2 protein-coding genes are annotated in these 12,653 nt (G+C 73.0%); both read right to left on the bottom strand.

Annotated elements, in window-relative coordinates:
• Nucleotides 1-32: 32 nt before the first annotated feature.
• Nucleotides 33-1,736 (bottom strand): ABC transporter ATP-binding protein, encoded by a 1,704-nt coding sequence (locus tag ACGFXC_RS24465; protein WP_393716088.1) that lies wholly within the window; start codon nucleotides 1,734-1,736, stop codon nucleotides 33-35.
• A complete protein-coding gene (locus ACGFXC_RS24470; protein ID WP_393716090.1) occupies nucleotides 1,723-12,639 on the bottom strand; it encodes an amino acid adenylation domain-containing protein in 10,917 nt (3,638 codons plus the stop codon). The genes ACGFXC_RS24465 and ACGFXC_RS24470 overlap by 14 nt, the downstream gene beginning before the upstream one ends.
• Between the last annotated feature and the right edge of the window lie 14 nt (nucleotides 12,640-12,653).

A 12,653-nucleotide genomic window follows, 5' to 3' on the forward strand; every position in this document is an offset into this window, starting at 1 on the left:
TCATTCCCTCGGTGGTTCACCGGGTCACCGGGTCACCGGGTCACCGCCGCGCGGTACGCCTGATCGGCGGCCAGCAGTTCCCGGTGGGTGCCTTCGGCGGTGACGACTCCGTCGTCCAGGACCAGCACCCGGTCGGCGGCGTCGAGCAGGGCCGGACTGCTGGTGAACACGACGGTGGTCCGGCCCCGGCGCAGCTTCGTCACGTTGCGTGCGACGAGCTGCTCGGTGACGGCGTCCACGGCCGTCGTCGGGTCGTGCAGGACGAGCACGTCGGTGTCGGCCGCCAGGGCCCGGGCCAGGGACAGCCGCTGGCGCTGCCCCCCGGAGAGGTTCGCACCGCGGTCGCGGACCTCGTAGTCCAGCCCCTGGCGGTGCAGGGCGACGACATCGGTCAGCATGGACGCCTCGACGGCCTCCGCCACCGACGGGCTCGTGCCCGACGGGTCGATGTTCGAGCGGAGCGTACCGGCGAAGATCTCCCCGTCGTAGGGGTTCACCAGGACGTGCTCGCGCACCGACTCGACCGACAGGTCCGCGAGCTGCTTCCCGCCGATCCGCACCTGGCCCCCGTAGGACTCCGGCGCGACGTTCACGGCGAGGATCGAGGCGAGTTCCGCGGCGGCCCGCGGCTGGTAGGCCGTGATGGCGGTGAACTCACCCGCCGGCACCTGGAACTTCACCCCCTGCAGCGATCCGTACCGGACGCAGTCGACCTCCAGGCCGGTGCCCGGGTCCGGGCGCTGCGTGCCCGGGGCCGCCGTCGGCGGGGCGGACAGCACCAGGGCCATCCGCTCCGCCGACGCGCGCGCCATCATCACGTACTTCGGCATGTCCGAGAACAGCCTGAGCGGCTCCATGATGAACTGCGCGAGGCCCACGGCCATGACGAGCTCACCGATGCCGATCTGCCCCTCGAAGGCCAGCCAGCCGGCCGTCAGGGTGACCGCGGCCGCGAGGGTCGCGTTCAGTGCCAGCGCGGTGCCCGCGTAGGCGCCGTTCACGCGGGCGACGGTGACGGCCTGCTGCCGCGCCTCCGTGCTGACCTTCCGGTAGGAACCGAACGCGGCGTGGTTCCCGCCGAAACCGTGCAGCGGGCGCAGGCCGGTGATCAGGTCGGCGACCTTCGCACCCGCCCGTGCCACCCGGGCCTGCTGTTCCTTGGTGCTGGACCCGATCCGCTTGGACAGCACGCTGAGGACCGACAGGATCGCGACGGTTCCCACCATCACCAGCAGACCGAGGCGCAGGTCCGCGATGCCGAGCGCGACCGCCGCGATCAGCACCGCGACCATGGAGCTGACCAGCATCGGCACGACCTCGACGATGTCGGCGGTCTGGTCCGCGTCCTCGGTGGCGATGGTGAGCACCTCGCCGGACTTCAGGTTGGTGTCGCGGGCCACCGGCTGGAGGCCGCAGGCCGCGACCTGCACCCTCCAGCGGTGGGCCTCGGTGGTGTTGGCCTTCTGCAGGATGCGCATCCCGAACCGCCACGACAGGGAGACGGTCGTGATGATCACGGCCAGGGCCGCGACCGCCACCGCCAGCGAGCCCGGACTGCGCTCGCGCATGGTGTGCTCGACGATGAGGCCGAGGGCGATCGGGAAGGCGGTCTCGCCCGCCTGGTACAGGCCCATGAGGACGGTGCCCCAGGCCATCGCGCCGGCGTTGCGGCGTATGGCGGTCCGCAGGATGTCGGATCCCGGGCGGCGGGATCGCTGTTCGTCAGGAGTTGTCATCGAGGTGGCGGGCAATCGCTTCCGGAGTCCGAAGGGTGAACAGATCACGGATCGTGATCACGGGGCCGAATTCCCGGCGCAGGAGTCCGACGAGCCGTACGGCCAGCATGGAGTGTCCCCCGAGGGACATGAAGTCTCCCACGGCGCTCACTTCGTCGTCGTCCAGGTCCAGGGTCTCCGCGAAGTACTCGCAGACCAGGGTCTCGGTCTCGGTTTCCGGGCCGCGCTCGTCCGAGGTGGTCAGCGCGCCCAGCGGCTTGGGCTCGGGGAGGGCCTTGGTGTCGGCCTTCCCGTTCACCGTGAGCGGGATGCCGTCGACCTGGGCGTAGTGCGTCGGGCGCAGGAAGTCCGGCAGTCCGGCGCCCACCTCGGCGGCGACGGCCGCCAGGTCGGAGCCGTCCAGCACCAGGTACGCGGCCAGCCGGTAGGCGCCGTCGACCTGCGGGTCGGGCTGGGCGACCGCGGCGGTGAACCGGACCGCCGGGTGCGCGGCGAACGCGGCCTCGACCTCGCCGAGTTCGACTCGGTGGCCGCGGATCTTGACCTGCTGGTCGGTGCGGCCCAGGTACATCAGGTTCCCGTCGGACCGCCGGACGACCAGGTCGCCCGTGCGGTACATGCGCTCGCCGGGCTCGCCGAACGGCGACGCGACGAACCGGTGCGCGCTCTGCCCCGGCTGGCCGAGGTAGCCCCGGGCGATGCCGATGCCGCTGACGTAGAGCTCTCCGGGGACGCCGTCCGGCAGCGGCCGCAGCCACGGGTCCAGGACGAACACCTCGGTGTTGTCGATCGCCACTCCCACCACCGGGTCCTGGCACTCGAACGTACCGACGCCGAGGGTGTTGATGGTGTACTCGGTGGGTCCGTAGAGGTTGTAGCCGACCGTTCCCCGGGTCTCGGCGAGCCGCCGCCACAGGGTCGGGGTGACCGCCTCGCCGCCCAGCAGGACCAGCGCGGGGCGCCGGGCCGGGTCGTCGAGGAGTCCCTCGGCCACCAGCTGCTGGGCGTAGGTGGGGGTCACGTTGACGACGTCGACCGCGTGCCGGGCGCAGTACTCGACCAGGGCGGGCGCGTCACGGCGCAGCTCCTCGTCGCAGATGTGCACCTCGTGGCCGTCGGCGAGCCAGAGCAGCTCCTCCCACGACATGTCGAAGGCGAAGGACACGGTGTGGGCGATCTTGAAGACCCGGTTGCCGTGCTCGGCCAGTACCGGCTCGAAGATGCGGCGCTGATGGTTGATGAGCATGTTGGTCAGACCCGCGTACTCGGTCACGACGCCCTTGGGCTTTCCGGTCGAGCCGGAGGTGTAGATCGTGTACGCGGGGTGCCGCAGGCGCTGCGGGTCGTGCGGGTCGAACGTGACGAGCGGTTCGGCCGGCGGCAGGGGGCGGTCCAGTTCGATGAGCTCGCCGGTCAGCCGGTGCGCCACCGCGCTGACGGTGAGGACCACGTCGGGGCGGGCGTCCGCCACGATCGAGGCGATGCGCTCGTCCGGGTGGTCCAGCTCCAGCGGTACGTAGGCGGCTCCGGTGCGCAGCACGGCGAACAGTGCCACGATCGAGTCCAGCGAACGCGGGATCGCGAGGCCGACCGTCCGCTCGGGGCCGATGCCCCGCCCGGCGAGCACGCCGGCCAGGGCGCGGCTGCGGCTCTGGAGTTCGGCGAAGGTCATGCTCCGGCCGTGCGCGACGAGCGCGGTGCGCTCCGGGGCGCGGTCCGCCGCCGTGTCGAACCGGTCGACGACCGTGTCCGTGCCGATGTCCGTGCGGTCGGCGGGCGCGGGTACCGGCCCGAGGCCGCGCAGGGCGCCCACCGGCCCGGTGAGGCCGGCGAGGTCGTCGAGGACCCGTACGTAGTCGTCCAGGAGGCGGCGGGCGTCGTCGCCGGAGCCGTGCCGGTGTTCCAGCTTGACCGTGAGGCGCTCGCCGGGGGTGACGACCCAGGTGAAGGGGTAGTGGGTGGAGTCGTCCGACTTCACCGAGGTGATGCCGTGGCGGGCGTTCATCTCGGCGAAGGCGTCCATGTCCAGGAAGTTCTGGAGCACGAACAGGTTGTCGAAGAGGGTCTCCTGGCCGCTGGCCCGCTGGATCTCGCCGAGCCCGAGGTGCTCGTGCTCCATGGCCTCGACCCGGGCGCTCTGGACGGCAGCCAGGTAGTCCCGGACCGTGTCGTCGGGCCTGGCCCGCGTCCACATGGGGACCGTGTTCAGCAGCACGCCGACCACGTCGGAGAGGCCCTCGCCCTCACGGCCGGAGACCGTCACGCCGAACACGGCGTCGGCGCGGCCCGTACGGGCGCCCAGCAGCAGGCCGAACGCGCCGGTGAGGACGGAGTTCAGGGTGACCCCGTGGGTCCTGGCGGTGTCCCGCAGCCGGTGCGACTGCTCGGCGGTGAGCGTGTGGACGAGCGCCGGGGGCAGGTCTTCCGTGAGGGTGGGCGCCGGTCCGGCGAGCAGCGTCGGGCCGGTGAGCCCGGACAGCTGCCGGGCCCAGAAGCGCTCCGAGACGGCCGGGTCCTTCGCGGCGAGGGTCCGGGCGTAGTCCTCGAAGGCCGGGGTCGCGGCGGTCGCGTCGGGCCGCTCGCCCGCCAGGACGGCCTCGTACGCGTCGAAGAGGTCGCGCAGCACGATCTCGCGGGACCAGCCGTCCCACAGCAGCAGGTGGTAGCTGAGCAGCAGGCCGTCGCGGCCCCCGGGGAGCCGGACGACGGTCAGCCGGATCAGGGGCGGCGCGGCCGGGTCGAAGCCGGTGTTGCGGTCCCGCAGGCGCAGCTCTTCCACCTCCGCGTCGCCCGAGAGCTCGACCGTGTGGACGCCGGCCCGCCGGCCCGCCTTGAGGACCTGGACCGGGTTGCCGTGCTCGTCGGTGCCGAAGCCCGCTCCGACGACGGGGTGGCGTGCGATCACCGTGGCCATGGCCTCTTCGAGGGCGCCGGTGTCCAGGCGCCGGTCGAAGGAGAACCAGCTCTGGGCGACGTAGTGCCCGGCCGCGCCCGCCATCTGGGCCTGGAAGAACAGGCCCCGCTGGAGGGGGGTGACCGGTGCGGTGCGTTCGGCGGTCGCGGAGGCGTCGGCGATGGTCTCCAGGGCGCGCAGCCAGTGCGCGGTGATCTCGTCGGGGATCTCCCTGGCGAGGGTGAATGCCGCGTGCAGGCTGCCGGTGGCCGCGTCGGTCCAGGCGTTGACCTCGACGGCGTACGGGCTCGGCTGGTCGCCGCCGGTGATGTGGAGGGCCTGTGACTCGCTGCCCCGGCCGAGGTAGTTGAAGAGCACCTGCGGACGGGCCGTCAGCAGGGGGGCCGTCTGCGGGTTGAGGTGGCGCAGCCGGCCGTAGGCGAGGTGGCCCGCCTCGTCGGGCTGCCGCTCGGCGAGTTCGCGGGCGGCCTCGACGGGGTCGGTGTGCGCGGTGAGCCGGACGGGTGCGATGGCCGTGAACCAGCCGACGGTACGGGTGTAGTCGTGGTGCTCCAGGGCGGGGACCCGGCCGTGCCGCTCCAGCTCGATGGCGAGGTCGGCGGGCGTGGGCTGGACGCGGGTCAGGGCGGCGCGCAGGGCGCCGCAGAGCAGTTCGGTCAGGGCGATGCCGAGGGCGGCGGGTGCCGTCCGGGTGACCAGGTCGCTGGTCTCGGGGGCCAGCACCACGGTGGTCTCGCGCAGCCCGCCGACGGCGGGCAGCAGCGGGGGCGCCTGGAGGGTGTCGACCCAGTGTCCGAGGCCGCCGGCGTCGGCCGCGGCGCTCAGGGTGAGTGCCTCGGCGTACTCGGCGTAGGAGGTGGTGGCCGGGGCGAGGGTCTCTCCGCGCAGGGCCGCCGCGAGGTCGTCGAGCAGGATCAGCCACGACACCGAGTCGACCGCGATGTGGTGCACGGTGATGACCAGGGTGCCGGCGGCGGCGAGCCAGGTGAACGCGATCACTTCCCCGGTCTCGGGGTCGAGGCGTCCGGCGGCTTCGTCGGCGGCGGCCGTGGCGTCGTCGGTGGCGGCGCGGACGACGGTGGCCCGGCGGGCGGGTTCGGTCCGCAGGGTCCACACGCCGTGCTCGGTGTTCAGCCGCATCCGCAGGGCGGGGTGGGCGGCGAGTACGGCGTTCGCGGCGCGCTCGACGTCGGCGTGCGCGACGCCCTCGGCCAGCTCCAGCGTCCTGGCCTGGGCGAACCGGGCGAGGGAGCCACCCAGTTCCCGCTGGCGCAGGATGATCGGCGTGGGTGCCACCGGACCGTCCTCGCGGTGCGCCGCGGCTGCGGGCGCGGACCGCGGGACCTGCGGCTCGCGGGTGCCGAGCAGTTGGGCCAGCGCCCGCGGCGTCTTGTGCAGGAAGATGTCACGGGGTGCGATCGGCAGTCCGAGCGCCCGGGCCCGGTTGACCACGGTGATGGCGACGATGCTGTCGCCGCCGGCGGCGAAGAAGTCGGTGTCGGCGTCCGCGCCGGTGTGGTTCAGCGTCTCGGCGTAGATGCCGACCAGCGAGTCGAGCGCGGAGCCGGTGACGGCCGCCGGTGCGTCGTCCTGCGCGGCCCGTGCGATCAGGGCCTTGCGGTCCAGCTTCCCGTTGACGGTCAGCGGCAGGGAGTCCACCGGCAGGACCCGGCCCGGCACCATGTGCACCGGCAGCTTCGCCGCCAGCAGCACGGACAGGTCGCCGGGCAGACTGCCCACGACGTGCGCGACGAGGTGGTCGCCGCTGTCCGCGACGGTGACGGCCACGTCGACGACCGCGTCGAGGTCGCGGATCGCGGACTCGACTTCACCGAGCTCGATCCGGAAGCCCTTGAGCTGCACCTGGTCGTCGGCGCGGCCGGTGAACTCCAGCTCGCCGTCGAGGGTGCGGCGGGCGAGGTCGCCCGTGTGGTACATGCGGGAGCCGTCGTTCGCGAACGGGTTCGCGACGAACCGGCCCGCGGTGAGGCCCGGCCGTCCCAGGTAGCCGAGGGACACCTGGTCGCCGGCCACGTAGATGGCGCCCACCCGGCCCGGCGGCACCGGCCGGAGCCGGTCGTCGAGCAGGTGGGTGACCAGGCCGGGGATGGGGCCGCCGATGGGGCTGACGTCGTCCCCGAAGGCGAAGTCCTCGCCGGTCAGGACCCGGTGGGTGACGTGGACGGTGGTTTCGGTGATGCCGTACATGTTGACCAGTTCGGGCGCGGCGGTGCCGTGCCGCTCGACCCAGCCGTGCAGTCGGCCGAGGTCCAGCGCCTCGCCGCCGAAGATGACGCGGCGCAGGGCGGGGAGGGGTTCCCCGGCGTGCCGGTCGGCCTCGACGAACTGGTAGAAGGCCGACGGAGTCTGGTTCAGGACGGTGACCGCGCGCTCGCGGACCAGCCGGTGGAAGTCGACCGGGGACCGGGTGAGTCCGTAGTCGGGGACGAGCAGTTCGCCGCCGTGGGCGAGGGCGCCCCACAGCTCCCAGACCGCGAAGTCGAAGGAGTAGGAGTGGAACTGGACCCAGACGTCGTCCGGGCCGAAGTCCATGTCCGGCTGGGTGTTGGCGAGCAGGGTCACCACGCTGGAGTGCGGGACGACGACGCCCTTGGGCCGGCCGGTGGAGCCGGAGGTGTAGATCACGTACGCGGGGTCGTGCCAGGTGACCTCGTCCGCGGGGGCCTGCGCGGCGTCCTGCGGCAGTTCGTCGCCCTGGACGAGGACCCGGGCGGGCACTCCGGCCCGCGCCAGCAGCGCGGTGAAGCGGTCCCGCTGGGCGGGGTCGACGAGGACGGCCTGCGGTGCGGCGTCGGCGAGGATGTACTCCAGCCGCTCGTCCGGGTAGGCCATGTCCAGCGGCACGTAGGCGCCGCCGGCGCTGACGATCGCGACGAGGGCGACGACCTGCTCCAGGGAGCGCGGGATCGCGACGGCGACCCGCTGTCCCGGCCGGACCCCGGCCGCGCGCAGGGCGGAGGCCAGCTCGTTCTTCGCGTCGGCCAGTTCGCCGTAGGTCAGGGAGCTGCTGGTGCCGTCGAGGGCGCACTGGGTGACGGCGGTGGCCGCCGGATCCCGGTCCGCCGCGGCGTCGAACAGCCCGCCGAGGGTGGTCGCCGTGATCGGCGCGGGGGTCCGGGTGCCCTGCGGCACCAGGCCGGCCGCCGGGGCGTCCGGCCGGGTGAGGAGGGCGTCCAGGGTGCGGGCGAATCCGTGCAGGATGTCCCGCGCACTGCTCTCGCGCAGCAGTTCGCCGTCGTAGATGAGGTTGAAGCGCGGCGCCCCGTCGAGGGAGCGTTCCACGACCAGGGTGAGCGGGTAGTGCGGCGCCCCTTCGCCCACGAGTTCGCTGACGGTCAGGGTGTCGCCGGGTGAGCGCAGGGCGGCCACGTCGGTCGCCACGTCGAACACCACGAGGGTGTCGAACAGCGGGCCGACACCGGCCTGGCGGCCGATCCGGGCCAGCGAGACGTGCTGGTGGGGCAGGACCGCGCCCTGGTGTTCGCGCACCGCGGAGAGCAGCTCGCCCGCCGTGGTGGCGGCGTCCCACCGGGCCCGCAGCGGAATGGTGTTGATGAACAGGCCGACCATGTCCGCGATGGCGGGGACGTCGGCGTCGCGGCCGGAGACGGTGGAACCGAAGACCACGTCCGCGGACCGCAGGATGCCGCCCAGGGTCAGGGCCCAGGCGCTGTGCACGGCCACGCTCAGGGTCGCCCCGGCCGACCGGACGGCCGCGTCGAGGTCGAACGACGGCTCCAGCGCGGTGTCGGCGAACCGGTCGGACGGGGTGTGCTCCTGCGCGACGAGCGAGGGGCCCGGCAGTCCTGCGAGTTCGGCGCCCCAGACCCGGTCGCTCTCGTGGGCGTCGCGCCCGGCGAGCCAGCCGACGTAGTCGGCGAAACCGCCCACGGGGTACACGGTGCCCGGCGCGTGGTACTCGGCGAGCAGCGCGCGCAGCATCGGCGGCACCGACCAGCCGTCGGCGATGATGTGGTGCACGGTCTGCGCGAGGACGTTGCGGCCCGCTTCCTGGTCCCGGAACAGGGTGAACCGCATCAGGGGGCCGGTGGCCAGGTCGAATCCGGCGCGGCGGTCCCGCTCGGCGTGGTCGCGGATCTCCGCGTCGGTGATGCCGGGCCGGTCGACGACGGTGAAGGGCGCCCGGACGCCGCTCTCCAGTACGGAGACCACGCGGCCGTCCGCGAGGGCCGTGAAGCGGGCGGCCAGGTTCGGGTACAGGGCGAGCAGCCGGGTGGCCGCGGCTTCGAGGCGCGCGGGGTCGAGGTCGCCCTCCAGGGTCAGCAGCTGCTGTTCGACGTAGCTGCCCGCGGAGTCCTCGTCGAAGACCGAGTGGAAGTACAGGCCTTCCTGGAGCGGGGTCAGGGGCAGGACGTCGCGCAGCGCGGGGCCGTCGAGCGCGTCGACGTCGGCCTGGGTCAGCCGGGCCAGCGGGAAGTCGCTGGGCGAGTGGCCGCCCTGGTCGAGGGCGGCGAGTCCGGCGAGGGCCGCCCGGAAGTAGCCGCCGATCGTCTCGATGTCCGCGTCGGTGAACATCCCCTCCGGCCAGGAGAGGGTGGTGACCAGTTCGTACTGGCCGGTGGTGTCGGGTTCGGCGATCGCGTTGAACTCCAGGGCGCGCGGCAGGCGCATCCTCGGGTCGCGCTTCTCGCCCAGCTGTCCGGTGGTGCCCGAGAGCTGCCACTCCCCCGCGGCGCCCGCTTCGAAGCGGCCCAGGTAGTTGAAGAGGACCTGCGGTGCGGGGGACGTGAAGGGGGCGCCGGCCTCGGACAGGTAGCGCAGGGCGCCGTAGGAGACGCCGTTGCCCGGCACCCGGGCGAGGTCCTCCTTGACCGCCTTGAGGGCGGCGCCGAGGTAGGCGGGGGCGGTGAAGTCGGCGGCCGTGCCGGGGTCGACGGTCACCGGGAACAGCGTCGTGAACCAGCCGACGGTCCGCGACAGGTCCGGCTCGACGCCGGCGGCGCCCGTGACGTGGCGGGCTTCGCGTCCGTGGCCTTCGAGCTCGATGTGCGCGAAGGTCTGCTCCTGGCCGCGGTCGCGGCGCCACCGGGCCAGGGTGACGGCCAGCGCCGTCAGGAGCACGTCGTTGACGCGCGCGTGGAACGCGGCGGGGACCTCGCCCAGCAGGGCGGCCGTGACCTCGGGGCCGACGGTGAGGATCCGGTGCGCTTCCCGCTCGACCGTGTCGGCCGCGGACAGGGCGCGCCTGCCCAGGGGTGCGTCGGGTCCGGGCAGCGGGCGCTCGTAGCAGGCGCGGTCCGCCGCGAAGGGGGTCTGTGCCAGCAGCTGGGTCCAGCGCCTGAACGAGGTGCCGACCGGGGGCAGTTCGATCGTCTCGCCCGCCGAGGTCTGGCGCCATGCCGTGGCGAGGTCGTCCATCAGGATCCGCCAGGACACGCCGTCGATGACCACGTGGTGGACGACGACGACCAGCTGGCGCGCGTCGCGGCGCCAGACGGCCCGCAGCATCACGCCGTTGTCGGGGTCCAGTCCCGCGGTGGCCAGGGCGGCGCATTCGTCCAGCGTCCCGGCGCTCTCCTGCCAGGCGGCGGTGCCGGAAGCCTCCGGGATGTCGAAGCTCCAGCGGCCGTCGCGCACGAGGCGGGCCCGCAGCATGGGGTGGCGTGCCACGACGGCGTCGAGGACGGCCTGGAGGGTGTCGGCGGTGAGGTCCGCGGGGGTGTTCAGCACGACCGACTGGACGAAGCCGTCGATGGCGTCGGTGGTCTCGCCGAGCCACTGGACGATGGGCGATCCGGTGACGGACCCGGTCGCGACGTCGGCGTGGTCGGTGCGGGCGAGGTCCTCGCGGCTCGCGACGGCGGCCAGCGCGCCCAGCACGCTGTTGGTGAAGATCTGGCCCGCGGTGACGTAGAGGCCCGCGTCGCGCAGTGCGCTCAGCAGGGAGATCGCGAGGATGCTGTCGCCGCCGAGCTGGAAGAAGTCCTGGTCGACGCCGACTTCCTCCAGTCGCAGCACCGAGGCGACGGCCGCGCACACCGCGCGCTCGTCGTCGGTGGTGGGCGCGACGGACGGGCCGGTCACGATCTCGGGCTCGGGCAGCGCGCGCCGGTCCAGCTTGCCGTTCGCGGTGAGCGGGAACTCCCGCATGACGACGACGTGGGCGGGCACCATGTACTCCACCATGTGGCCGGCGGCCCACGCCTTGACCTCGTCCGCCCGCAGGGCCTCGCTGTCGGCCGCGGGGATCACGTAGCCGACGAGGTAGGTGCCGCCCGCGCTGTTCTTCTTGGCGACGACGCAGGTGTGGCGCACGGCGGGGTGTTCGGCGAGACCGGCCTCGACGTCTTCGAGTTCGAGCCTCATGCCGCGGATCTTGACCTGGTTGTCGGCGCGGCCGAGGAAGTCCAGGGATCCGTCGGGGGCGTACCGGGCGAGGTCACCGGTGCGGTACAGCCGGGAGCCGTCCGTCGCGAAGGGGTTGGCCACGAACCGGGAGGCGGTCAGGCCGGGGGCGTTGACGTAGCCGCGCCCCAGGAGGAAGCCGCCCACGTAGAGTTCGCCGCCGACGCCGGCCGGGACCGGGCGCAGCTCGTCGTCGAGGACGTACAGCTGGGTGTTGGGGTTGGCCTTGCCGATCGAGGTGGACAGGCGCTCCGCTTCACCGCGATAGATGACGTGGGAGACGCCGATCGTGGTCTCGGCCGGTCCGTAGCCGTGGTACATGGGGACGTTGTCCAGGCGGGTGCGGAAGCGCTCGTAGAGCTCCGGGGTGAGCACCTCGCCGCCGCACCACACGTGCCGCAGGCTGTCGAGGCGGCCGGAGTCGCCGGCCATCTCCAGCAGTACGTCCAGCATGGACGAGACCAGGTAGGTGAAGGTGACGCGCTGTTCGGCGATCACGCTCAGCAGGTGGTGGGGGTCCCGTTCGCCGCCGGGCCGCAGGACCACGAGCCGGCCGCCGCACACCAGGGGCAGGAAGATCTCGTTGATGGATATGTCGAAGGAGAGGGGTGCCTTGAACAGCGAGGCGTCGTCGTGTCCGAAGCCCAGGATCTCGTTGACCTGCCACAGCAGGCGCTCGCTGATGGCCTCGTGACGGATCATCGCGCCCTTGGGCCGGCCGGTGGAACCGGAGGTGAAGATCACGTAGGCCAGGGCGTTGCCGTGGACGGTGACGCCGGTGTCCCGGGTGTCGTGGCCGGTGTACTGCCAGTCGTCGAGGTCGACGGCGACCGCGGCGGGTTCGGCGGGGTCGTGCTCGCCGGTCGCGTTGAGCTGGACCACGACGCGCGCGTCGTCGATGACGACGGCACGGCGTGCGGCCGGCCACTGCGGGTCGAGGGGGACGAACGCGCAGCCGGCCTGGAGGGCGCCGAGCAGACCGATCACCATGTCGGCGGAGCGGCCCAGCGAAATGCCGACGACCTGCTCGGCGGTGAGTCCGCGTCCGATGAGGTGGTGGGCCAGCTGGGCCGACAGGTCCGCCGCTTCGCGGTAGGTCAGCGAGCGGTGTTCGTCGACGATGGCGACCGCGTCCGGCCGCAGCCGTGCCTGCTCACGGAACATCTCCATGAGGGACGGCCGGACCCGGTCGGCCTCGTTGTCGTTCCATTCGGCCAGGGCCTTGAGCCGCTCCGTCACACCGGACGGGCTGATGGTGCCGAGGGGACGGTCGGGGAAGTCCGCCAGGTCGTCCAGCGCGAGCTGCGCCTCGGACGGCAGGACGCCGTCGGGGACGGTGATGCCCACACCGTCCCGGCCGCTCTCGTCGATCTCCCAGCCCCCGGGCGTCCCGCCGCCGTTGCCGACCCACGCCAGCACGTCCGCGAACAGCGTGTTCGGGGTGAGGTCCAGACCGTCCGGGCCGAGGCCCGTCGCCCAGTACGACAGACCGATGGCACAGGCCCCGGCGATGGTCCGGTCGGAGTGGTCACCGGTACGCCGGCGCACGTCGGCCAGACGCGTAGGAGAGATCAGCACGAGACGAGCGCTCGGTTCCATCATTGAAGACTCAACAC

It is taken from the genome of Streptomyces sp. NPDC048507, from assembly GCF_043199995.1.
Taxonomy (GTDB): Bacteria; Actinomycetota; Actinomycetes; order Streptomycetales; family Streptomycetaceae; genus Streptomyces.